Source organism: Sulfobacillus sp. hq2, from assembly GCF_002903155.1.
Classification (GTDB): domain Bacteria; phylum Bacillota; class Sulfobacillia; order Sulfobacillales; family Sulfobacillaceae; genus Sulfobacillus; species Sulfobacillus thermotolerans.
This window is the reverse complement of sequence record NZ_NWUL01000005.1, coordinates 1-23611: the sequence shown is the minus strand read 5'-3', so window position 1 is coordinate 23611 and position 23611 is coordinate 1. Positions and strand designations below refer to the sequence as shown.

Here is a 23611-nt window from a genome sequence, read left to right as displayed (position 1 = left end):
GAATCTTTGCCGCCTTGCCAATGGATAAGTATTCTTCCATGTCCATAGTTTACCACCCAAAGGCATAGAAAGGCAAGGGTTGTTGCAGGTCTTACACAAGCTCTGCCGGAATTTGATCGGCCCACAGCAAACTACGGATTCCCGGCCGTATAGGCACAGCAATCATCATGTAGCGGCTACTGACTGTATCAAGACAAAACTTATAAAGATCTGCAAAGGTATAATAAAGAACATGAACTGAGTCGATCTATTAACCTTTACCACCATGAAGTCAACCGTGTTACAATTATTTTTTTCGCGAACCCTTTAACTTTAGTATAACCCGATCGTTGAGATTCTGTATAATGGACCTACAAAAAATCAACACCTCTTTCATTCACCCAAACGCTCGACATTCCGGGCCCATTCAACCGTCTCAGTGGCGGTTGAATCATCTGAGGATCCAACGATCCGATAGTCGCATCTTTCTCAATGCCTCCAGCGTTGGTACCTTGATGGTAACCCTGTAATCCATTGAATGCGCTGGTCCACGCTATTGACCTCTTTCGGATTGTACGAACCGTGTCTGGCCACTCACCCCAAGTGCCTAGGAGAAAAGCCAACGCATAGGCAAGCTTTCGATCTGGTGAAGCACAGCCATCATACAGGTTTCCTGTCTCGCTATATGTGGAACCTGCCCATGTCTTTGCGTCATACAGTGAATCGAATTCTTGATTGTCATGTTCCCATCGCACATAGTTGACTTCTTCCGTGTTTTATCGTCATGGTCGCCTTTGGTCCTCGAAAATCACGTGGGTTCGTCCTCCAACCAGGAGCCAACACGCGTTTACCGTTTGCTTGATGGTTTGGACCCCGACACCGCCGAAGTCGACGTCGCTGCGGGTGTGGCGTTACCATCTCCGGCGATGAGTCCTGTCACATACCATTGGGTCGCCGGATGCCCGCCCATATTCGCCAGAACCAGCGTACTGCCCACCAGAGCGGCCGCCGCGACGGTCGGGGCCTCAATCAGAATGGTTTCGCCCGTGTTGGACGACAACGATCCGCTATTAACTGGGGCCATGACATTCAAGACTTTCACCCCCGTCGCATCGAGTGTCCCGCCTTGTTGTCCATTTTGCACGGTATAAATGGCCACACGGCTTCCCGGAACGACGTTTTCCGCGTTGGTCACGGGCACGCTTAACGGCAAGGCGACAAATTGCGACGGCACCGTTAAGTTCAGTCGCTCGCTCGCCACCACCGGCACGCCTGGGGAAATCGGGGACGCGGGCACAAACCCCACCAATTGAGCCTTCGTTAAGAAATGACTTTTGAGCGCCACACTCGCCGGCAGGGTGATGGTGGTCACGGCGGACGCGGGAATGGCGACGCCCGCCTTCGCTGGGCGAGATAACACCCCGACCGCCACTTGATGAGCGGGCTGCGACAACGCCAAGGACGCCCCCAAGCCCGCCACGGCGACACCCGCCGCAATGGCAATACGTAGGGATTTTTGCATGGTTATTTGCAGGGAGCAGGCTCACTCGTCCACCTGTGTCCGGGATGCCCCCTGCTCCTCCTTTCCGAATCTCAAATGTTGTACTCGTGCCTTTAGGCGTGGGATTCATGACGACGGCCCTTGAATGGCATTGCTATACCCCAAATTGACCGTGGTGGTCACTTGCGCTACGATTGGAAGCTGTAACCCCCAAAACGGGCGCGGGTCCATCACGGCGGTGGCGGTGTAATGGTTATGGCCGTTGTTGACCAAATTCACATCGACGACGCTAGGCACCGCCAATGCCGCATTGACTGGCACGCCCCATCCCCCTTGGGCGCACACGTCGGGTGCCCCCGAGATGGGTTGGCAGGCCACGCTGCGTGTCGCCCCTAAAGCACTCACGGACGCCGTTTCAAAACTGGATGCCGTGGAGGTCGCATCCAATTGAATCTGCCCGGCACTCTCTTGTTGGAAACTTTCAGCGGCTGCCGACTGCACTGCGGACGTGAGGGCTAACTTCAACTCACTATATTCTCCATGCCACCGGGCGATCAGCACGGCCCCGATGACCGCCCATAACACCACCATCGAAAACCCGATCTGAATCACCCACAAGGCAACCCCCCGAGGGCGCATATCCCGGGAACGGGAGTGTATGACCCGGCCCACCGTCTGTCGCATTCCATTCGCCTCTTTTCTGTTCTAACGGGTCTCGGTTTTGTTGGGCCAGCCGCCCCATTCAGACGCGAGTTTTAGGCATCCTTTAACTCCCCGTCGTCGGAGGGGTGGTACAGGTTGGCGTCCCTTCGTTGGCTTGGCTCGGTGCGGTACTAAACATTTGTCGTGTCGTGGTGAAATGGATCGGCTGACCGGTGGGCCCGGTACCGGACCATCCAGCGACCGGAAAACTCAGGGTCACAACAATGGGCTGCCCGTACGGCGTGTACGCGGCCGTTGCGTCGGTGACGTGAACCTGCGACGGCGGCAATAATCGGGCCAACGGGGCCAGTCCGTGATTCAGAGCCGTCGTGCTCGCCGCGTTCCAACAGCCGGCACTCGCCACGGTGGAGGCCACCGCATTGGTTGTAGTCTCGACCTCCATATACGTAATCCCCACGATCCCCGCCCATAAAGCCACGGGAAATATCGTAAAAATCACCACTAAGCCTAAGATATTGGCAGTGCTGGCTCCCCCGTGAGGAAGCCAGCGGTTAGATTTGCGGCGTTTCACACGACACCTCCCCCAACGATGCCTCGCGATAAAAGTCCTCTGCCGTCACCGTCGCCTGCCCCACTAAGGTTGCGTGCAACAAGCGCACGCCGATCCAATCGACCGTAATCGGCAACCCCACCCGTACGGTCAACAGGGGATCGAACTGACTCCCCACATAAATGGATCGCCCGTTTTGACTAGCGGTGGATGTGAGGCTCACGGTAGGCGTCCCGCTCGTCTTGACGGTCTGCACGTCGCTCGCTACCACCTGTGTGACGGCGCTGGTCCAACACCCATACGTCGCGACACCCTGAGCCGCATCATACGCCGCTCTTTGTGCGGCTTCCCATCCTCGTCCCACTTGCACGAGGCTCGTTAAGCCCGACAAAATTAGCCCGAATACCGCGATCCCCGCAATTAAATCAAGGGCGGCCCCAGGACTGGACCCCCCGCGTGGCTCCCACCGCCGACGGTGTGTGTCGGTGTGGGAGGCCACGACCCGGGATCGATCAAGTACGGAGGGGTCACGCCGTGGCTGACGATCCACCCCCCGACGACGGCGAGCCCAATGAGGCCAATGAGGATAAGCCATTCTTCGATCACACTCCTATGCTGAGTCAACGGCAGCGCCCCCTTGCACCCCAAATAGTTGAACTCCCTAAGAACGACCAGCGCTCCGAGGGAGTTCAACGCCCCACGATTTTGTTGTTAAGCGGCGGTTGAACTGTTGGCCCCGTTCAGTAACCCGGTAAAGTTACTCAAGACATTCGACAAATCCGCCGACCCACCGCCCTTGGTCCACCAGAGAATAATGGAGCCAATGATAATCACGGCCAGCACCACCCACAAAATCGGCCCAACCGACCCGCCCCCTCGTGCGGTCTGAGACTTGACGGCCCAACGGCTTTGGAGCCTGGCGAACCACCACGCAATCGGCGTCATAACGGCACTCCCTTCCCGATCTCGGATTGGTCTGGCATTGAACTTGTACGGGCCGTATCGGGAAGATCGGCGCTGACACGACCGCGCAAAAAGCCCCTCCCCGCGACAGACGTGTATCGTGCGTCGCGGGGAGGGGAGCGGTTAAGCGGCCGTCGAACTGCTGGCCCCGTTCAACAACCCCGTGAAGTTACTGAGCACATTCGACAAATCGGTCGACCCACCACCTTTAGTCCACCAGATGATAATGGATCCGATGATGATCACCGCCAGCACCACCCACAAAATGGGCCCGACCGATCCACCGCCCCGTGCTGCGCGTGACTTCGCCGCTAAGCGGCTGTGCATCCACGCATACAAAACAACTAGTGTCTTCATGGAGTTCCCCCTTCTATTTGTCACTCATCCGTGAGATTTATCGCTCATCCGTGAGCCATGTCGGGGCGCGTCCTCATGCGCCGCGCAAAAATAAGAGGCCAAGGCGTGTAGCCTTCGGCCTCTATGGCCAACTCGTGTTAGTGTCCGGCTTAGCACTTCTGATGACCGCTGCTCCAAGGGGCCTTTAACCGTCCCCCATCGAGGGGCACGGTAACCACGTGCCACACGGCGGGATCGGCAAGACTTGGTCCGTGCCGTGGAACCACCCGCCCAAACATTTTGCGCTGAATAGCTGGGAGAGCTCGTGCCTCCCGGCGAGGCAGGACTGTGAAAGGTGTGCCTACGGTGACGTACCCTAATGCCTCCGGAGGCGAACCAATCGTCGAAAACGTATGGGAAACAAGCACCCATTGCGGCGGTTCGGCGGCCTGTGCATAGACCGCATCCCATTCAGCCCGACGCTGAGACGCAAACGCGTGGGGAGACGGCCACTGCATTTCTTGGGTATGGCGCTCAAAATGCGGTACATCCGCCCAATGCGTGGGATCGCCCCATACCGCTCGTTCCGTCGCTCGCCGGACAGCCCAACTCGTCGGTTCAAGAAAAAACGTGTCCCAACCGTCTCGCCGCGCCCGCTGCAACGTCACGAGACGCTCGCCCATAATGATTAGGGCGGTTACCGTGAAAGCTCCCAAAACCCCCGGCATCTTAGCCACTAGCCATCCAGGAATTCCCACGGTCAGTAGCATCACTGGAACCAGCCATCGTCCCAGCCGATCGCGTTCTAAATCACTCCACACCCACGCCCATGGTTGAAAATACCACGTGTCTAAGCGCACAACTTGATCAGCCCTTCACCACAACATATGTCGGACACGAAGAACGCTCCGGTTCAATCAAGCCGAAACTCCTCGCCGTATCCGCAGGCCATCATACACACCAACCGCCCGTCTGCCCATTTCTCATCGTCCCCATCAGACGTGACGACGACGGCGGGTAGATAATGTTTAATCACAATGAGCGCGGCGGTGACGGCGATGTCGTAGGGCTTAAACGCGGTTTTGCAGAAGGCAAACGAATCGTTTGCGGTCTGGTCAAAACAAAAGCTTTCGTGCGAACAGTCGCCACCACAGACCCGTGATGCTACCAGCGCACCGCCAAACCAAGTGCCTGCCGGATTGTCGGACAGCGTGGCACCCCTTGCGTGATCTGCCGGCCAGACAATGCCTAAATCCTGGTGAGGATGGCCGCACTGTTTCAGCCCATTGAACCCCAAAGTCTTCGATGTAATGTCGGGCTGGCCCTCGCCGTACGCATCCCCCAACGGAATACCTTGGTCTTGGCACAATTGCAACACCTTGCCGACATCCCGCGTAATCGCAGCATACGTATCGGCGTCGATAACTTGAGGGCGGCGCCAATAATGGGTGTATCCCATGTTGGTTCTCCTTTCCTATGACGGGCCGATGATCGTCAGAGTATTGGTGCATCAATTAGGCATGAAAAGTCACGCCTCCTTGATATAGAATGGAATCAGTTGAGTTCCCGCCGCCATGGCAGCGCGGCAGATTTGTAGGGGCCTCAGGGTGGGCGTGAGCAAGCAGCGGCGTCAGCAGTTGAATCGAAAGCGCCGCCAAGCGCGGGGCCAACCACTGGCCCGTGGGATCCCGCAGCATATCGGTTTCGCATCGAAGTTCGACGGTAGCCCGTCAGAATCGGGTGGAAATATTCGGGCCAAATGTTGAGAACGTAAATTATCAGCACGATCCTTTTGTGTGTGAAAAAAGGCCCGGCCGCTATCAGACGGGCCGGGCGATCTGTTGACGGGGGAGAGAGTGATTAAGCGGGCGGCAACACATCGAGCAACGCCGTGACATGTTCTTGCAGATCATCAAGCCAAGCACGTACGGTCGTAGCGTCGACAGGTCCATCGCCCGGGTGCAGGCCGTGGAGATAGAAGGTGAGCACATCGGTGGCGTGGGTATCAGGCAGCGCATGAAGTAAGGCGTCGAGCGCGTCAGTTGTCATCGAAATCACCTCCAGAAGAATACGCCGGAATCGGCGCTTGAGAACAGTATAACGAATCGAGAGAGCGTTGTCTTAAGGCGTCGGCACAAGAGATGCCGACGCCGATCATCCCAAGATCCAAGCGCCAGACGCAGGCGGAGAGCCGGAGGAACGGTCATCTCCGTCGTCGCGGGGTCTCCCTCCGCGTGGGCATAGGCGAACCTCCCGGGTAGGCGCCCTATCATGGGGAGTTGGCGTCCGCTTGTGCGAGACGATATGACCGCTGAAAAATGATGGTCGTGATTTCAGCCCGCACACGGAGCGGAGACCATTCGGCCACGTGATAGTGATGACTGGCCAATGTCAGAATGCCTCGTGCCACCCGGCTCCTGATCACAATGATCACAAAGCCGTGTTCGTTGGAGTTTGAGACTGGGATCCTTCAGCGTAAATCTAAGACAAGTTTTGTGGCGCGGCACAGACGAGACCGGGACAAGGGATGCACATTTCAGGCCATTTTGGGGCAAGCAAAGCAATAAAATGCCCGAGTACCCTGCGAATTTTCTCGTATGGTACAGAATTGGATGCGGTTTGTCAACAGACTCCCGGCATCCCCCGCCTCTCCGGGTTCGACTTCGACGATGAGAGAAATGCTAGCCCCCTGCGGGACATGGCGTCAACGAACCGAATGAGCCGTGCGAACTCAGACGGGGGGCATCGCCGGGTGGACTAAATACGGGGCAAACAACCCCACGTTGCGGCCCCACACTGCCCAAAATCCGAAGGCACTGACGATCAAGAGACTTTGCAGAAAGCGCCCCCACGGGTGGGGGAGCAACGGTCCGTAGCTTTGCCAGACAATCCACAAAAAGGCGATGCCTGCTGCGCTATCCCAAATATCCATCCAATTGAGCCAATACACCTGCCACATGGCCGAGCCTCCTGTTAGTGGGCGGTGGAAAAGCCTTGGGCACCACCAGATAAATTTGGCAGCGTCAAGGCTTTCTATCAACCTAGGAACCATGTATCAACGCTCAGCGATACCTAATTCTCTGCATCCATCTCCCATCGCCCCAACTGATACAGGCTCTCCAAACGCCTGCTTATCTGATCTCGAACACACGGCCCGAATTGGTTTGGGCAATCCGTCTCAGGTGGCACCATGCTGGCATCAGCCGTGGCGGAGGGCCTGTGGCACGGAATCGGGGCCCAATAACACGCGGGCCACGACTTGTGCAACCGCCTCCGCACACTCCCCTACCACCGTAGTCCGTTGCGTGATCAGATCCCAATGACTAAATCATTCCCGATAATGAGCCCCCTGCACGGTATAGCCGGTTCCGGTTACGGCCACGAGCACCCCGACAAATTGCGCTGACTTGTTGCGCATCTCCGGCAGATCGACGGTCCAATGTAGGCACGCAACACTCCTCTCACAGGCCCCGTGCCAACAGCCGTGGGCACGCCCCCAGACCCAGAATGAAACGTTAGAGGATGGCAATCCACTCGGAACGGCGTTGCTCCCCCACGTAAAAACACGCGAACACATGCAACGGATCCTCAGGCGTCCCCGCACCGGACACTCTTAATTCGGGTGCGGTACGCGCCAACGGATCGGTAATCCCAAACGCTTTGCACACTTCGTCGATCATCACCGGATCGTCGAATACTCGATTCAATTCCCCGTTAAATTCTAAGCGCATCGTCTCGTTTCTCCTTACTGGCCGTCTGCCCCGGCTCGTTCTACATCAGCTGTTGCCAACTGCTGAGCTCATTGTCGAATGGCGCGAGCAAGACGGGGATCTTTTGGATCGTCGCGTCGGATGATCTCCAGTGCTGAGCTTACCCCGACACTCCGCCCTGACTAACGACATTCTCATCTCAGCCCGCGCCGACAGCGCATAAAAAAAGGCCCCGAAGGGCGTCGAAACGCCGGAACCCAATGGATACCGGATTTGACAGGATTTTTGTTTTGGCAGGGCAAGATGATTTCACTCAGTCCCCCCGGGCCGTGCGCCTCGCACGACCCGGGCCACCCCAGCTAATACCCTGGCAGGCGCATTTCCCGCACAATCTGCGAGCCGTGCAAGAGGCGAAAGCTCACATAGTCCACGGGGTCCGCGAACGTGGTGCCCCAGATTTCCAAGGTATCTGCCGTGTCCCCCGCTGTCGCATCCCACCCGGGGCCAAACGGCGGCGGTTGGGTAATTGCGGCCCGAATAGCGGCGGGATCCGTCAAGCGTCGCAAACAATACACGTATGATTCCCCCTTTGTACCACTAGTATGCCATACGGAGGTGCTGAACCAAATAGGCCGTTTCCGGGTAGAGCAAAACCAGTGACCGGCGCGGTTCTTGCGACAAGCCCACGCATCCCTCATCCCCTGCGGGATCGCCCGATCCTTATTGGCTGTCGAGGATCCGTGCCACGGAGGCCGCAGACGCGGACCACGTAAAGCGGCGCGGAATAAACAATGGCGTGAGGGCGTGCCAAGTAAAGACGGTATGCACGCGCAAGCCGAGCCGCCGAGCCAAACGCACTTCGAGGCGCGCGCCACGCGAAGCTTCCCATCCGGGCAAGACAGCTACGGCCTCCGCGTGTGTTGTAAGAGTGTCTAGTCCGACGCGCATGTAATCCGCCCACGTCCACGTCGGGTGTAGGCCAATGTCCGCAGGGTTGAGGATGGTATACCCCGCGTGGCGTAGAGCATCCGCCGCCGCAAAGAACGCGGGGTAGTTATAGTCGGGGTAGCCGGTCATCGGTCCGGCCAAGTAGAGGCGCATGCGTGCTCCGCCTTTCTGTTTGGATTTCGGAATATCTCTCTACGGTTGACACTTCCCATGCTTAACGCTAGGGATCGCACGGCGCATGCCGAGATAAACACAACCGACTTTGAGGCCCCTGCCGTGCCCGCTCCTCTTGGGGAATAAAAGTAACCCCCTTCGTGTAGAAGGGGATGCAGGTTTTGTGGGATCTTGGCGTACCCGGGACATAAGGTAGCCGCCCGCTCACGGGCTTATTGTTGAGGATAGTATGACTCGAATTCCTCGATCCGTCAAGCTTCTTTGGGATTCGCGATGGCGTGTAGAATATCCGGAGATGTCAATCGATGGCCGTGCCGTCCCATCGGTGATAGTGGAGCGGTTCTTCGCCCGTATCTGTATAGGTGCGCAAAACAAAGCATTGATACACGTCATGCCACTCGACCACTGCTGCGGGAATTCCGTTAATTTCAATGGTAATGCCGGGGTAGGGTTCGCCTGGTCCATCAGCCCACGCAGTAATCGTGCCTTCAGGTGTCTTGACATTCACAGAATTAGCAGTCATGGCACTTCAGATCCTTTCACCTTCCAAACTACGTCAGAGCAGGACGGTTGTCCGTGATATCTAACCCCTCGTTTCGTCGTATAGCCACTGACGGGCCTTCCGGCGAATTCGTTGGCGAGTGTTGTCCACTTGTTTGCAAGTCAACCCGCGCGTTCGGGCTGTGATGCGCACAGGTTCGTGACGCATAAGCGGAATCAACACCCGCCACTCGGTTGGCGTTAAGCGTTCGGCCAAAGCCGTTAATACGGTAACGAGTGTGTCTCGTTGAATGACGATCGCTTCGGGATCGGGACCCGGAGCTGCAATTCGGTCGGCCACGGTGATGGGGTTATCTTCCTCGGAATTGCTCACCGTTTCCAACGAAATAGCTGTATCAAAGACCAATTGGCTATACCGTCGGCTGCGCCGTATCACGTTGGCCATTGCCCGACGAACCACTACCGCCACCCATCCCTGCACGGGTAATCCCCGCGAGGCGTCGTAGGATTGCACCGCTTGCCACAGAGCCAACCGCATCCACTGCTGGATATCGTGCTGATCAGCCCCAGCCACACGATAACGCCGACTCGCCCGGCAAAGCCACGGATCGTAGCGGGCGTAGAGCGCATCCCACGCGGTCTCGTTCCCTGCTTGATACCGTTGGACGAGATCCGCGTCAGACCACGAGAGCGTGGGACCCGCTGTGGGCGGATCGGGCCTCATTGGATCGCTTGCTCCACCCCGCGTCGGGAACCCGACACGGCGGTCGCGCCGGGAATCAGTTTCGTCATTACCCCGGCTTTGTTGGCAAACACCCAGGTCGGAAAGTCCGAGACGCGCCAGGCCTCTTGCGTCGCGGGAGGCGCCACATAGACGTGAACAGACGGAGGCACATGATACTGGTGGACATAGCGGGTCATCACCTGCTCCATACCTTGTGTGGTTAAGGCTCCGCCGGTGCCATCGTGCCCCGAAAACGGCGGATTCAGGGGGCCGGGATCGGCAATCCCCCCTTCGGGGGAGACATCCACGATGTCGAAGGTTACCTGCGGCAACGTGTTCACTAAGTGGGGAATGACATAGCGATCTTCATATCCGCAATAGAGACACCATGACGCCATGACCAAGACCACCGTGCCATGAGATCCATGAGCTAACGTGGTGGTGTGGCCGTGTAACGTGTCCACCGGAAACGCCCACAGGTGCGTAGTGTGCAACACCGCAGCCAACCCTTGAGCAGGAGGTGGGGAAGACCGCGAAGGATTTCGGGTGACCACTTTGGGGGCGGACGCGGTGGGGGCGGGTGAACGACTTAAGACACCCAACGCGAAGCCCCCCGCTAACAATCCTAGGACTCCGACCGCTAAAGCGGCGATTGGCAGGGCTTGCGATGCCAATGAGGATGGAGACGATGACATAGTTTTGGACTCCTTTCAGCGCGCAGCCTTCGTCAACGAGGCCGCACGCTCATTCCTATCACAGAGGCAACAGGGTGCCGAAAATCGGCGCCCTGTTGCCTCTGTGTCCCTAGATGCCAGGCCCTCCGCTACGATGCCACGTGGTGCCAAGCCATTCGGGTAACCCCCACCACTCCGATCATGTGCCCGACCGCCAGCAGACCCAACCAGACGCCCAACGAGACTGATGCCAGCCCCCTAGCAATAGGGGCGAGGGGGGCTAGAGCATGCGGCATCACCCGCGACATCGTGGTCAGGTCATGGTTCCCCCCGGACACGGCAAAAAGTCCCCACACAGTGATCAGCGTGACGGTGAACGAGACCACCCATTGCAAGGACATCCCCACGCGCTGTTGAGCGGCGCTCAGCACGGAAAAGGGAACATTGTAGTCATCGTCCCAAACTCGGAGCGTGTGCAGATAATAAGCAAAAACCCACACAACGTGTATTGTCAAGACCAGCGACGCCTCAATGATCGCTCGACTCGTCAGGGCGGCGGGGTCCGTTGCTATAATGAATACGGTGCCGCCAATCCATATCCATGCGATCCATTTGAGGCGACGAGGCCACCATCTCGCCACCACAGCCCCAGTTCTGTCCGCCCTGCGCGGTAGGGGGACGGAGAGGCGAGGCGTGGAAGCCGGGAGGCCACGCCCCGAATCAGACCACGGCGTCAGCATGGTATCCAGATCATCGAGAGTCCGATCGGTCGGCCCTGGCGTGTTGATATCACGGCGGTCATTCATCGTACTACCACTCCCCCTATTAGGTTGTGAGCCTCCCCAACCCTACAACGACACCCCGGATAATCCGCTGACGGCCATCGCTAACATAAAGTAGAGGCCGGTTACTAGAGCCCCAAACGTCGCCATGATCGGAATGATGGACGCCACTTGGTCGACCGACTGCGATGTCGTTTCTTGTTCGCGGTCTTGGACGGCGACCAACATCACCATCAGCGGGGCTAGGGCTTCTCCCGACAAGCGCCGCCCCGCGACCGTGGACAGGGTGGCCGCCAACACGAGGGTTTCCATGCGTTGCGTATCCCGAGCCAAAGCCCCGAAAGCATCCCCGACCGACTCTCCCCGTTCCAACCGAAAGATCACCTTATCTAGTTCGCGTCCCAGAGGCCCGTCCACACGGTTTCGTGCCCGCTTGACGGCGTTGACCAACGGCAACCCCAAGTCCAGTAGAATTTGTAGGTGATGTAAAAAACTCGGTAATCCTGCGACCACGCGCCGTTGCCATCGGGTAAAGCGGCGCCGAATCAAATAATTGGGCACTAAGACCAGGGCTACCACCGCTAAGACGACCAAGATGATCAGCGGCACCCCTAGCAATATCAGTAGAAACCCGCCTCCCGCGACCGCCGTTAAAATAGTGGCAAAGAGCATTAGAGGCGTCGTCCCCATGACACTGGCTTTACGTCGGGTACTGTCCATCGTCACGCGGGTCCAGATGGCCATCAGTAGCGCCTTGCTCCACGCCTGCGATCCCCGCTGTGCCGTAAACCACGATAACGGACGGCGGCCAGGTAAACTCCATGCCACCCCGACAGCCAGCCCCACGGCCACGACCACGGCGAGGCTCAATCGAATGTCCACGATAGTCCCTCCTTCATCAGCGGACCGCATTCATCGCTTTGCGAACCGCCCGATCGAGCAGCCAGAATGCCCCCGCCGTCATGGCTGCTCCGACGCTGCCCATGACTAGGCCCACAACTGTCCCGTCCGAGTGGCGAGCCCCGGCTGAAAACGCGGGCCAGAACACCTGAATTCCGACCGAAATCACAATCATCCCGAATCCCAACCGCGTACTCCCACTGATTTTACCTAACCGCTTTTGTTCGGTTTGGAGACGACTGCCCCACATGGCAACGAGATCTTCTAAGAGTCGACTTGCCCGTGTGGTTTGCGTGCGAATTTGCACGAGAATATCGCCTAAGAGTTCAAGATCCGCTTGCCGCACGTCGCGCCCAATTTGCCGGATCATTTCCGTCCCGGCTCCAGTATGGCGCGTCTCGGCACGCAAACTTTGGGCGAGGATACTCTTGAGCGGCTCTTCGGCATTGTGCATCGCGTCGGTCAAAGCGCTCACCACGTTGTCACTAATCGGCAACAACAGCCGCAAGGAATTCGCTAAGGTATAGGCTTGCGTGTCTAACTTCGCCCGCCGTGTGGCGGCCATGCGGCGTAATATCACAACGGGCATGAGCCCGCCCATGGCGCCAAAGATTCCCGCTACTCCGATATTGTGCGTCGCCCCTAGCACCAGCAGCGCCACGATGACCCCAGCCCCAATCCGAAGGCCCACCAACAGGCGAGGGGCTAAAGACGGCCCAAGATCCCACGCTGGGTCGGGTTCCCGAGGCTTGGCCGCCGACGATGGGGTTCCCGTGGTGTACCATATCAAGGCTCCTAAGCCCCCCGCGCCCACCAGCCCTCCGATCAGCCCCGCAATCATTCTGCATCTCCTAGGTTCCCATAGAGCGCCATACGCCGGGCCAAGGTATCGGATAAGGCATTGCGAGGAAGCCAATCCGTGCCATCCCACTGCCACAGCGGGGCTATCGTCCCATCGTCGCGCACTTCCGCGATCTCAGTAACCCGCCGCGTCACACGCCCGTCTTCATTGGCGGGGCGGTTGATCTGGATGATGAGGTTCAAAGCATTTTTGACCTGCGCTTCCACAACTTCGTATGGCAACATCAGCCCGGAATTCATGAACATCGAATGAAACCGTTGAAACAAGAGTTCTGGGCGGTTGAGATGCACGGTAAAGAGCATCCCCCCCTGTTCCGTCGCCGCCGCCTCCAGGACATCCTTGGCTTCGATTCCCCGAACCTCTCCCACGATCAGGCGGTCCGGCGTCATGCGAAGAGCATTGACAAAAAGCGCGTGGATCGACACGTCCGGTTCGGCGCTATCGGGGTCAGACTTCTCGTGACCGACCAAGCTGACACAATCAGGGAACACATCTACCAGTTGCAATTCGTCAATATCCTCGATCGTGATCACCCGTTCCCACTGAGGGATGGCGGCTCTGGCAAACGCCCGTAAGACGGTAGTTTTTCCGGTGTTGGTCGGCCCCGCAATGACAATGTTGGCCTTACCACGAATGGCCCGAATGATGACATCCGCCATCTCGTCATTCATCATCGCGCGGTCAATCAAATCAGCTAAATCGAAGGCCGCTTGCTTGTTCCGTTTGCGAATGGTGATAATAGGCCCTCCATTGCCGCTGACGCTCTCATGAACCACGTTTATTCGCGCCCCGTTGCCCGGCCACATAATGGTTTGTAACGGATTCACCGGCTGATAGCGCGCGCCAGCTCGGTCGCATAGGAACTGGGCTAAATTGGACGCTTCGGCGGGGGAGACTAGGGGCGGCACGACCTCATACCGCCCGTCGCGTTGTACCCGCACACGGGTGTTGACGACGGTAATTTCCGTCACGCTGGGATCGTTCATCCACTGATCGATGGCTCCGGCTCCAATGAGACGACTTCGTAACTTCGCCGCGACCGCCGCACGAGTGGCGCTCGATGGAATTTTTAGCTGAGCGACCGCCTGCGCAATGGTGTCAGTGACGACTTCCGTCGCCACACTCTCCTTGTGGAGCATGATGTCCGGGTAATGAGCTTCGATCCAATCCCACGCCGCATTTTCGTAGGTGGCATAGGCGGTGTGGGACCCGTGACTATGATCCGCTCGCAAGGCCGCCGCCTTGCCGGGGCGATGCAAATATTGATTGATGTCACTCACGCATTTCTTCTCCTCTCCTGTTAAAGCCCACGCTAGCAGCTACCGTCGCTTTTGGGACGCGACCGGGCGACCGGTAGCCTCGACTAAAACCCGTTCCCATGGCACTTTGCGTCCCCACTCAATAGGATGGTGTTTCGCTAACGCTTGGTGCGCCGCTTGGGGCACCCACGGGAGTTCCGCCAGCAAGGGGATGCCCCCCAAGTGGAGATTCGCAATTTCCTTCGCACTCACGCCCCCTTTGGGGCTGCCGCGCCGGTTGACAATCAAGAGCATTTTTTCCGCAGGGAAGCCAAACCCATCGAGCAACTGATGCCGAACCCGGTCTGTCTCCAAAATGGCATCCTGCTCGGGGGTGGTCACCAGAATCAACACCCCATCGTGTTCTGCCCGCTTAATGGCGGTCTGGGCGGATTCATCAAGCGCCGGATCGGTATCGCACACCACGACCGGTTCCTCCTGGTTCATGGCCCACCCAATCAACAGGTCAGGAATGCCTAACGGGGGGAACGCAGGATGCAGTCGGTTGCGATGCGGTCCCGGCACCACCACCAGCCCGCGTCCCGCAGGCGGGAGCGCATCCATCCACTGGTCCACTAACCGACGCTCCATCTCGGGATCGTGTCCGCCAGGCTGAGACCGTGCCACTTCGATTTGATCAAACAAGATCCCTAAGTCCGGGAGGCCCTCGTCCGATCCCCAAAAGTGCAAAGCGAGGTTGGGTTTCAGGTAGTCGAGATCAAGCCCGACGGCCCCTCCGTACACCTGCGCCGCTGATTGCAACAAAGCCGCCGACACCGTGGTTTTGCCCACCCCGCCCTTACCTCCGACCACCACAATCAAGCGGGACGGGGGCAACACCACTCGCGTGCCGCTAGATCCCGGAGGCACCGCGCCTAATGCTGTCTGCGTGCGAGCGGCGGAAGATTGCGAATCCGCCCCACCACGAAGGCGACTCCAAAATCCCTTTTTACTGGGAGGCTGCGACGCCATCGCGTTGATGGTATCGGGATGTGGCATCGGATCGGCGGCCCCCTCCGTTAACGAAGTCGCTGGCCCTCGGCGTTTTATGGCGTGGGCTAACGGACCCCATAATCGGTGCCCAATATCAGTGTAATCATAGAGAATTTCGTTGTCCGGGGGCGTAACCTGTCCTTCAATCACGGTCGCCCATTGGGCCAACGCCGTACCTGCCAAGCTGCCAAGCCGTCCAGGGGTCCCATCGGGAGTCCCCTCGGCCAACAAAATGCACCGCGTGGGTGGCGTGCGCTGCTGCCCCACGGCGGCCCAGGTGTCAGCCCACGGGACTAATTCGGGGCAGGTGGTCGCTGCTAGAATGGTGACCGGCACGGTTTTGTAAGCGGACAATTGTACGGGTAGCTCTGCGGCCGTGTCAAGCGTTGTAACCCCCTGCACCGCCTCCCCCCCATTCTGTTGCACCCAAGCAGCCAGGTCTGCATTTGACTCCGCATCCACGGCGACAATCACTTGCCATGCTACTTTTTCCAAGCGGACCCCTCCTCCAAGCGCAGATGCGCCTGCCAACTTTGATAGCGCAGAATCGCCGTCTGCGTTTCCTTGTTCCACCGACGATCCTGAGCATCCAACGCCTCGGGCAAGACCCCCGCTGCGTTGGATGCCAACACGACGTAACGGCGCAAATTGCCACTGTAGGACTTCGATACCCCGTGCTCTCGCATGGCCACCAACCATTGAGCTAAGAGGGCATCAGCGGTGGCATCGCCCGTGGAGGTGGGCGACCGTTTGCCACGGGACTGTTTTGTGGGGGGCAATGAGACTTCCGCCATGGGGCCCGGTGTCGCATTCATGGCCTGCCACGTGACGTGGGCAGTCTCGGCCCACGTCACCAAGGTTTGAGGCCCCTCGCCAAGAACGTCTTGCCAGATTCCTTCGATCGTCGGATCATAGGGCACAGGATCACGCATTAACGATGCCAGTGGGTGCCAAAAACGTCGGGCGCTGACCACAAACTCATCCAACGATCCGATCACCACATCGCGAGTCAACCATTGGTCCCATATGCTCTCCCATAACGCCGTCCACCGCCAGCGACGGCCAAAAGTGCGCTGTTCTTCAAGGCTAGCGGGATGGTCATGCCATCGACGCCAACTAAGCCGCGCCGCATTAAACTCCGGTAACATCATTGCTGTTCCTCCTTGTGGCTTTGGATCCGTCCCCATTATCCTGCGCCTCATCCTGCGCCTCATCATGAGAGGTCAAGCCACTAAGCAATCCCTGCATGGTGTCGGCCCCCCACCCTCGCAGAGGCAGCGTTTGTCGTGCAGGAGCGGGCTCCAACACTCGGGATTCCAAAGCCCTGACCCGTTGCTCCAATTGGGCTATCCTGGTGTCTGTCGAGTTCTCCGTGTCCCTGTCTTGCCCCCGCCAGGCCTGCTTGATGCGTTGGGAGCGAGTGCCTAACGGCCATGCCACGATTTGTGCAATCAAATCCGCATCAGCGACCGGATTCAAATACAGAACAATGCGCATGACGCTCCGCCCTTCCTTGTTCGTGGTGAATACACGTGCCGCTCCGCATCAGAATTATGCGGAGCGGCACGATGAACGCCCAAATTTAGGAAACGATGGGGCTAGGGCTGAAAAATGGCGACGGCTATGCACACATGATGCACAGATTATCCACGCAAGGATACTCCGATGGGAAATCCGATTGCCTAGAGCGTGCCCTAATTCATGCATGGGTGCGTGGCGTCTCTGCCTTGCCGCCCTCGTCGTACCCCTATTGAGGCATCGCCAACAAGTATCCTTGCGCATTAGCCCATTGGGCATCCGTTGCCACTGTGACAGGCATAGTGCCCAACGTTTCCCCACGCCAATTTTCGGCTCCTCCTCCGACGACCAGCAAGGCCGATAACCGAGGGAGAATCGGCGCCCACGCGGTTTGCAAACGCCCCATCACATTCTGGCGATTTCGGGCTTGTGCGGCTCTTTGCAATGCCTCGATGGAGACCTCTTGTCCTCGCACCGTAATCTCCGTGCGCTGTGCCAATTCGTGAGGAGCATAGGTCACCTGCCAGCGTTGCTCGACTTGACGCGCCACCTCCACGAGCGCATGATACGCCCCCACTTCCACGGTGCCCGACCACTCGGATATCAGTTGCGGATGTCCCGCCCGGGTGACCTCCACAATTAAATAGTCCGTGGTACGATACCCGACATCGGCCAAAGCATAGAGTCCGGGAGATGCGGTCGGCGGCAAAACCGCCAGCAACGCGGCGACGCCTTGCGGCCAGACGGCGACCTGTGCGATGGTTAGGGTCTGGCCGTTCACGGTCACGATCCCAGCCCACGCTTCGGGAATTTCGCGACGGGCTTGGAGATACCATGCCAGCGGTACGCCCACGGCCAACCGTACTCGACCCGATGTCGCTAAGAGCCGTCCTACGGCGATCATCGTCAAGTCTCGGGTCAGCACATCGGCCGCTTTATCGCGACTGAACAAGCTCGCTGCATGGGGAGCCGCGTCCTGGCCCACTAAATAATGGTTGGCCTCATGCCCCGCCCATTGCACAACATCCGGCTTGACCGCGTCCAGTGTGCCCCATGTCTCGGCCCCCTCGACCACTGGGACAATGAGACTGGGACCAAGCAACCGTTGCCCGTGATCGGTCAAGGCTTTCACACATCCGTGGCCGCAGTCGACGGCGACACGATTTTCGCTCATCATCAGGGTGTCATACCCCTTTCCGCTTTCGAAAAAATAACTTGCCTCTCGGCAACACAAGTCGGGGAGATTCGGATTGGTGCACTTTTTCTTCATCGGATAATGGCGAGGCTACTTTCGACGGCGATGGGGGAGCCCAGTGAAATTTCCAAGCATTGTACGTCAACACGCGGCAATCGGCGGGACAGGCCTTTTGGGTCACACGATGGCCATCAGACATCCGATGTAGACTGATCCGTCCACCCATCGTGCCGCCGACGTGAACGACACCCCATTGCGGATGTCGGACCACACTGCCGCGTTTAAACCCTTCGCTGCTGGCCACCAGAGGGGTGACAGACGAGGGGGGTATCCGTCACATCTTCTGCCCCGCCACGGGCGGATGGCTCAGCGGTCTTCGAGTGTCCCCGGAGACAGTTGCCCGATCCGGTGACTAGACCAAGCTAGTCTTTCGTACCCTGAGGGCACCTTGCGCTAAACGGCTGGCGAAGCACGCTCTCACAAGCCTCCGGCTTTAACCGGAGGTACTTGACTGGTCAGAAATGCTGAGAAGTCATACTAGAGAAAAAATCTGCACCCCGCCCGAATGGCTCAGCGGGATGCAGATTTTAGGAGACTTTTTCCGGTCGTAGGCAAAACGATACCTCACGCCTGTTGCGCTACCTTGAATATAGCATTGAATGACAGCTAGCGCAACAGATTAGGCACAAGTTTATGCCTAATCTGTGTCTATCGGACCAGCGCCGGAACGCCGCACGCCCAGCCTTGACCATATCGAATTCCCAACTCTTTCGCTACTTCGACATGATCCACCGTTTCTAACCCTTCAGCGATCACCATAATGCCTTGTGCTGCGGCGTAGGCTTGTACCGCTTGAACCCATGCTCCAGCGCGCACTTCATGCATCGCCCGCTGGATCAGCGGCCAATCAAGCTTTAACCGTCGAATAGGCCATTGCGTCAGCCGGGTCGACGTGCCCGGGCCATCACCCCAATCATCGAGCGCCAGATCCCCGCCCACGCGGGTTAAGGCGGCAATATCTTCAGACCGCCAATGATCGACTTCTAAGAGTTCCCAGACCACGGGAGACAAATCGCGGGTAAACCGCCCCCACACATCAGGATAATGACCGATAGAGCGCACGACCCCCTGCGGGTGCAAATTGATGTGCCATATGCGTGGATCGTGTTGAACCCGACGGACACGCACGAGATGCTGGAGGATGGCGTATTCATAGCGAGCAATGAGGCCCAACTGCGTTGCAGCTTGCCACAACCTGACCGCACTGTCATCCCCACGCGCCCGGGCCAGCCACTCCACGGATATGACGTGGCCTGTAGCCAAATCGACAATAGGCTGTTGCCAAAACGCTAAACGCGACGTTACGAGAAACACACAATCGCCCCCTTCGAAAACACCCGCCCAGCAAAAGCCCATGCGGGAGAATGTCAGCGAGGTCGTAATTACAAAGCCATGCTGAGGATGTCATGGAGACACGATCAGCCTACGCAAATCATCTGCCAGAACGGTGGGATAGGCGGGGAGAGACATCCATCGACAGCGACTCCTTTCAGCAACGGCGTCCGGCCCAGCTTTTCGGGGCATAACACCGAGGAGCCCAGGACTCGGCTGAAGTCGGTCAATCCGCGTGCAGGCGCTGAATCGAGAGCGCCGCTACGTTTGGGGCCAGCCACTGGCCCTCCGGGTCCCGAAGCACATGGGTCACACGGACCGCGCACGTGCGGCCGATATAGGCAGGGATAGCGTTCGGCACATACTCGCAGAGACGCAAAACGTCCCCCACCGCAAAGGTGCGATCGATTTCCGTGCGCAGTTCGACCGTTTTAGCGCCCGTCAGAATCGGGTGAAAATATTCGGGCCAGATTTTAAGGATGTGAACCATGTGTACTATGCAGCACCTCCGAATAAGAGTGGCCGTCCGCTGTGTTCATAGGAAAACCGCATGGCGTGGATGAGGGGACGGGGATCGGATACAGGGTGTCCCAACCTGTTGCGTGAAGATGTGACACAGATGAGACACGGCAGCCAGAACAGACGGCGAGTCCGTGCCGATTGCACTGGAGACAAGCGTCCGGCGCCACTCGTTCCCAAATGGCACTGGGAATTTTTTGGAATCCCCCATTCCACCGAATGTCCCCGCGCCACACCATCCGCCATGAAGATGGCATGCGAACCGGCAGACCAGGAGCTCGGTCCAAGGGCCAGACAATCCATCGACTGGTCGGATCGGCACGAGCCACAAATTGCGCAGGCTCCACGGTTCCTTGAATCGTGTCCAACCAGAGGGGAAGCCACGGCGCGTCGGACACTAATTGGATTTGCCCATTCACCCACGGAATAAGGCCGGCCCCGGTCAATGTGTCTCCGCTGCGGCTGACAATGTTGGTCGCGTGGTGTTTCTGTAAAAACGTCAGGGCCGACGCGGGCCAAGCCGGACGAAAAACCCCACTCTGTCGGATGGTCAACGCCATTAAACCGAGCACAGGGGTCGTCAGAGCGACCAACATCCCGGTACGCCATCCCCGTGCGCCGCTCCGAGATGGGGGGACATGCGTCATCAATAGCATGAGCGTCCCAATCGCCATGTAGGGGACAAAACGTTGCGCAAATAACGCCGCCCCCGTCCCCCCAATCAACCATCCTTGACTGACCCAATCGTGTTGGCGTCGCAGGACGGGCCAGACACTACTCCACACGCCGAACAACCATCCAAAAACGAACACGCCCCGCCACGTGCGAGGATCGGGCGGCATCCACTCGATAATATGCGTCAAGATCAGAGGGGTCAGCACATGCCCCAAAAACCCTGCCGCACTGCCGACGCCTCCCACACGCGCCACGGTGCCGACAATCGCCAATCCTAGAGGCCCCGCGAGGGCTCGGCGGCGTTCAGGCATGCCCGCAAGCATCTCCCATGCCAATGCTATCGGCACCAGCACCACGGTCATGTGAATCTGTGTCCAGACGACAGTCAGAGCCGCCACGATCCACAGCCATGTCCGCTGCCCATTTGCGCGGTAGCGCCGAATCGCCTCGACGACCGCCCACCAACCGAGAAACGTCAGAAGCACGGGGCGCGGCGTAATGGCGGGGGACAGTAAAAACGCCATGACCACAGTCACAGGCCACCGCCACACAGGGCTGATCCGCACAATCCATCCAGCCAGCCCGACACTAAGGCCCGCGATCACGGTCACCCCAAACCCATAAATCGCGAGCCGCCCGCCCGTCCGATACAGCAGAGCGACCATCACCCCATACAACCATTCGGTATCAGAGAAAGAATGGTGCCAAGCGGCGGTCATCCAGAGATTCCTGTGTGGCACCTGATGGTGCGCAAGGATCCATCGGCCAATGGCCAAGTCCGATTGCACATCCCCCCGAAACCCGTGATAGGCTAATGATCCCGCCCACACGGTCGTGAGAAACACGGCAATCAGGCCACGTTCCCATGATAGATGCTTGATCCCTCGAGCGGTCAAGCACCCCCAATCTGTGTTCACGATACATCTCCTTTGCCCATGCATCCTTGCCACAACAACGCGGCTCGTGCTAGGTTATCCAGCACGAGCCGCGAGAAGGCCATGCGATAAAGTACGCGACGAAAACGCTAGGCTTTAGTCTTCACCCGTCAGCAACTGTTGAATCGAGATATCCTCATCAATCTCATCCCACCGAGCCGCTGTTCCACCCCACACTAATTTACCCTGAGCTCTTTGTTCAGGCGTGGCGTTGCGGAGGCGTGGAAAATCCGTCAAGGGAAAGGCTAATTCGCCTCCGTTAGTTAGAGCAAAAACAACCCTATCCTCTTCAAATCGAATCGCCGTGGCTTTAGGCATCCGTGGCCTTGGTTCCTAAAGCTCCGCCCTTTAGAGCAGGCTAGTTGACAACGGATCTATGACACGGGCCGCAACAATCATCAATCCCCTGACCAATACCCGCCACTCTTCTGATCCCACGAGGCTTCATACACCGGCTCCGGGTGAAGCAACGTCCCCCCTGGGTATTCGTGATTTAAGCACATCTGTACCGACGCCCCTGCGGGCACCGTCAGGAGCGCAGCTGTCCCGTCCGCCTGTTGCACCGTGTACACTCGATAGCCGATACTCCTCATGATGGAGTCCCCCTTGTGATCAAGTTGTTACGACACAACAAACGGCTCGCGCTGGGCGATCCAACGCGAGCCACAACGGTCCGACAGAGTAGCACAAACACGTGACCTGAGACCTAGTCGGCACCAACATCAGGAGCCTTATCTTATGTGCTGTGGTCATACGGCATCCGCCTGCGCAACGCAGTCATTCGAGAAAGGCATACGACGCCGTTTGACGAAACGCCTGCACAAACTGTGCCTTATCATCCACACTGAACCGGATGGCGCAGATCTGTTCTTTGGGATCGCCGGGAAACGTCTCAATATTGCGCCCGCCACATTGGGCCACATCCGCCACGTAATGGTCTAAATTTCGACCGTCTTCACAGCCCCGAAAATAGTACAGTAGTGTCACGATCTTTGGCCCCCTTTTACGAACCACAGCCGCCGCCCGCGCTTGGCTACCGGAAATTCCTGTGAGGTGACATGCTGCGGCAGATAACCGCACAGAGTATCGTCTATAGTGGACAGATGGCTCATGACGTTACCATTCTTTCTGAAGCTGAATGTCTTTGACAGCGCTGGGCAGTCACATCACGGCAAATTCAACACCCTACGGCGTGCCGATCACGTCCAGCAAAATCCAGCGGTTCATCGTCGCCCGCTATCGTGTGCCTCAAGGCTCAGCACCTGGCGAACATGATATAATCTCGATCTCGCGTTCTGGATAACGCACCGAAAAATGGCTCGTTCCGCCATCTAAATCTCGGATGTATTCGACCACCCAATTTAATTGCATATCCCGTTGCATCCGTGTGATGGTTCCGGTAGTTTCGCGCTGAACACGCTTGCCCACAAAGTGAGCGCGTAGTTCGTTGTCTGTCATGCTCATTCGTCCTTTCTCTATATGTGGCCTCACACTCTATGGGGCCGGACACGAATACCCGCATCCTGGTGTGCTGCAACCTTGCCAAGCATCCCCAGTAGTTGGGTCGGTAAACAGCATCAATTCGCTATAGCAGTTTGGGCACATGATGTATCACCCCCTTTGTCTACCGCAAAAGCGCGGATCGGCTGTCTCTGACGATCCGCGCTTCGTAAGGTCATTCTGCACCTGCACCTAACGCCTGTTCTATGTCCAATTCGGATAGACTTAGTGGTATCAGCAGCTGCCCAATTCTTGGGACAAATATGGACAACCGCTATTCACGGCAGCCCCTTTCCGGAGGATCCTCGTGTGGAGGAAG

The 23611-nt window shown here is 58.0% G+C and carries 32 protein-coding genes; all 32 read right to left on the bottom strand.

Annotation, left to right across the window (positions count from 1 at the left end; genetic code table 11):
• Positions 1 to 826: 826 nt before the first annotated feature.
• Complete coding sequence (locus CO251_RS00235; protein ID WP_103373813.1) at positions 827 to 1501, bottom strand: SAF domain-containing protein; 675 nt, start codon at positions 1499 to 1501, stop codon at positions 827 to 829.
• A 105-nt stretch (positions 1502 to 1606) separates the two neighbouring features.
• On the bottom strand, positions 1607 to 2164 hold the full coding sequence (locus CO251_RS00230) for a hypothetical protein (protein ID WP_103373812.1): 558 nt from the start codon (positions 2162 to 2164) through the stop codon (positions 1607 to 1609).
• Between the two features lie 82 nt (positions 2165 to 2246).
• The gene (locus CO251_RS00225) at positions 2247 to 2714 is read right to left on the bottom strand and encodes a hypothetical protein (protein WP_103373811.1); all 468 of its coding nucleotides are present in this window, start codon (positions 2712 to 2714) and stop codon (positions 2247 to 2249) included.
• Positions 2695 to 3288, bottom strand: a complete 594-nt coding sequence (locus CO251_RS00220) for a hypothetical protein (protein WP_103373810.1) — start codon at positions 3286 to 3288, stop codon at positions 2695 to 2697. The genes CO251_RS00225 and CO251_RS00220 overlap by 20 nt, the downstream gene beginning before the upstream one ends.
• 116 nt (positions 3289 to 3404) lie before the next feature.
• A complete protein-coding gene (locus CO251_RS00215; protein WP_103373809.1) occupies positions 3405 to 3638 on the bottom strand; it encodes a hypothetical protein in 234 nt (77 codons plus the stop codon).
• Positions 3639 to 3779: 141 nt separating this feature from the next.
• Positions 3780 to 4013: a hypothetical protein gene (locus CO251_RS00210; RefSeq protein WP_103373808.1), complete on the bottom strand. Its 234-nt coding sequence runs from the start codon at positions 4011 to 4013 to the stop codon at positions 3780 to 3782.
• Between the two features lie 149 nt (positions 4014 to 4162).
• Positions 4163 to 4852: a hypothetical protein gene (locus tag CO251_RS00205; RefSeq protein WP_103373807.1), complete on the bottom strand. Its 690-nt coding sequence runs from the start codon at positions 4850 to 4852 to the stop codon at positions 4163 to 4165.
• Between the two features lie 53 nt (positions 4853 to 4905).
• Positions 4906 to 5451 carry a hypothetical protein gene (locus CO251_RS00200; protein ID WP_103373806.1) on the bottom strand — a complete coding sequence of 182 codons (546 nt, stop codon included), beginning with the start codon at positions 5449 to 5451 and terminating at the stop codon, positions 4906 to 4908.
• 401 nt (positions 5452 to 5852) lie between these two features.
• On the bottom strand, positions 5853 to 6041 hold the full coding sequence (locus CO251_RS00195; RefSeq protein ID WP_103373805.1) for a hypothetical protein: 189 nt from the start codon (positions 6039 to 6041) through the stop codon (positions 5853 to 5855).
• Positions 6042 to 6261: 220 nt separating this feature from the next.
• Positions 6262 to 6402, bottom strand: a complete 141-nt coding sequence (locus tag CO251_RS17290) for a hypothetical protein (RefSeq protein ID WP_158246092.1) — start codon at positions 6400 to 6402, stop codon at positions 6262 to 6264.
• Between the two features lie 321 nt (positions 6403 to 6723).
• Complete coding sequence (locus CO251_RS00190) at positions 6724 to 6951, bottom strand: hypothetical protein (protein WP_103373804.1); 228 nt, start codon at positions 6949 to 6951, stop codon at positions 6724 to 6726.
• Between the two features lie 556 nt (positions 6952 to 7507).
• Complete coding sequence (locus CO251_RS00185; RefSeq protein ID WP_103373803.1) at positions 7508 to 7723, bottom strand: hypothetical protein; 216 nt, start codon at positions 7721 to 7723, stop codon at positions 7508 to 7510.
• Positions 7724 to 8061: 338 nt separating this feature from the next.
• Positions 8062 to 8277, bottom strand: coding sequence for a hypothetical protein (locus tag CO251_RS00180; RefSeq protein ID WP_103373802.1), 216 nt, complete (start codon positions 8275 to 8277; stop codon positions 8062 to 8064).
• Between the two features lie 145 nt (positions 8278 to 8422).
• Positions 8423 to 8803 (bottom strand): DUF4406 domain-containing protein, encoded by a 381-nt coding sequence (locus CO251_RS00175; protein ID WP_103373801.1) that lies wholly within the window; start codon positions 8801 to 8803, stop codon positions 8423 to 8425.
• Between the two features lie 319 nt (positions 8804 to 9122).
• A complete protein-coding gene (locus tag CO251_RS00170; RefSeq protein ID WP_103373800.1) occupies positions 9123 to 9347 on the bottom strand; it encodes a hypothetical protein in 225 nt (74 codons plus the stop codon).
• Between the two features lie 60 nt (positions 9348 to 9407).
• A complete protein-coding gene (locus CO251_RS00165; protein ID WP_103373799.1) occupies positions 9408 to 10049 on the bottom strand; it encodes a sigma-70 family RNA polymerase sigma factor in 642 nt (213 codons plus the stop codon).
• Complete coding sequence (locus CO251_RS00160; protein WP_103373798.1) at positions 10046 to 10744, bottom strand: hypothetical protein; 699 nt, start codon at positions 10742 to 10744, stop codon at positions 10046 to 10048. Before CO251_RS00160 ends, CO251_RS00165 begins: the two co-directional genes overlap by 4 nt.
• Positions 10745 to 10872: 128 nt before the next feature.
• Complete coding sequence (locus CO251_RS00155; RefSeq protein ID WP_103373797.1) at positions 10873 to 11529, bottom strand: hypothetical protein; 657 nt, start codon at positions 11527 to 11529, stop codon at positions 10873 to 10875.
• Between the two features lie 42 nt (positions 11530 to 11571).
• Positions 11572 to 12387 (bottom strand): type II secretion system F family protein, encoded by an 816-nt coding sequence (locus tag CO251_RS00150; protein ID WP_158246091.1) that lies wholly within the window; start codon positions 12385 to 12387, stop codon positions 11572 to 11574.
• Positions 12388 to 12403: 16 nt separating this feature from the next.
• Positions 12404 to 13246, bottom strand: coding sequence for a hypothetical protein (locus tag CO251_RS00145; RefSeq protein WP_103373795.1), 843 nt, complete (start codon positions 13244 to 13246; stop codon positions 12404 to 12406).
• Entirely contained in the window at positions 13243 to 14547 is a 1305-nt protein-coding gene (locus tag CO251_RS00140; protein ID WP_103373794.1) for a CpaF family protein, read from the bottom strand. The genes CO251_RS00145 and CO251_RS00140 overlap by 4 nt, the downstream gene beginning before the upstream one ends.
• Before the next feature lie 39 nt (positions 14548 to 14586).
• The gene (locus CO251_RS00135) at positions 14587 to 16053 is read right to left on the bottom strand and encodes a hypothetical protein (protein WP_158246090.1); all 1467 of its coding nucleotides are present in this window, start codon (positions 16051 to 16053) and stop codon (positions 14587 to 14589) included.
• Positions 16041 to 16709, bottom strand: a complete 669-nt coding sequence (locus CO251_RS17285) for a hypothetical protein (protein ID WP_158246089.1) — start codon at positions 16707 to 16709, stop codon at positions 16041 to 16043. Before CO251_RS17285 ends, CO251_RS00135 begins: the two co-directional genes overlap by 13 nt.
• Positions 16690 to 17055, bottom strand: a complete 366-nt coding sequence (locus CO251_RS00130) for a hypothetical protein (protein ID WP_103373792.1) — start codon at positions 17053 to 17055, stop codon at positions 16690 to 16692. The genes CO251_RS17285 and CO251_RS00130 overlap by 20 nt, the downstream gene beginning before the upstream one ends.
• Positions 17056 to 17305: 250 nt before the next feature.
• Positions 17306 to 18253, bottom strand: coding sequence for a ParM/StbA family protein (locus tag CO251_RS00125; RefSeq protein WP_103373791.1), 948 nt, complete (start codon positions 18251 to 18253; stop codon positions 17306 to 17308).
• Between the two features lie 726 nt (positions 18254 to 18979).
• Positions 18980 to 19645 carry an EAL domain-containing protein gene (locus tag CO251_RS00115; protein ID WP_158246088.1) on the bottom strand — a complete coding sequence of 222 codons (666 nt, stop codon included), beginning with the start codon at positions 19643 to 19645 and terminating at the stop codon, positions 18980 to 18982.
• A 244-nt stretch (positions 19646 to 19889) separates the two neighbouring features.
• Positions 19890 to 20153 (bottom strand): DUF3850 domain-containing protein, encoded by a 264-nt coding sequence (locus CO251_RS00110; RefSeq protein WP_103373788.1) that lies wholly within the window; start codon positions 20151 to 20153, stop codon positions 19890 to 19892.
• Positions 20137 to 21774 carry a hypothetical protein gene (locus CO251_RS00105; protein WP_103373787.1) on the bottom strand — a complete coding sequence of 546 codons (1638 nt, stop codon included), beginning with the start codon at positions 21772 to 21774 and terminating at the stop codon, positions 20137 to 20139. Before CO251_RS00105 ends, CO251_RS00110 begins: the two co-directional genes overlap by 17 nt.
• A gap of 114 nt (positions 21775 to 21888) precedes the next feature.
• Complete coding sequence (locus tag CO251_RS00100; RefSeq protein WP_103373786.1) at positions 21889 to 22110, bottom strand: DUF2442 domain-containing protein; 222 nt, start codon at positions 22108 to 22110, stop codon at positions 21889 to 21891.
• A gap of 80 nt (positions 22111 to 22190) precedes the next feature.
• Positions 22191 to 22385, bottom strand: coding sequence for a hypothetical protein (locus tag CO251_RS00095; RefSeq protein ID WP_103373785.1), 195 nt, complete (start codon positions 22383 to 22385; stop codon positions 22191 to 22193).
• Positions 22386 to 22569: 184 nt separating this feature from the next.
• On the bottom strand, positions 22570 to 22779 hold the full coding sequence (locus tag CO251_RS00090) for a hypothetical protein (RefSeq protein WP_103373784.1): 210 nt from the start codon (positions 22777 to 22779) through the stop codon (positions 22570 to 22572).
• A 261-nt stretch (positions 22780 to 23040) separates the two neighbouring features.
• Positions 23041 to 23250 carry a hypothetical protein gene (locus tag CO251_RS00085; RefSeq protein WP_103373783.1) on the bottom strand — a complete coding sequence of 70 codons (210 nt, stop codon included), beginning with the start codon at positions 23248 to 23250 and terminating at the stop codon, positions 23041 to 23043.
• Positions 23251 to 23611: the final 361 nt, after the last annotated feature.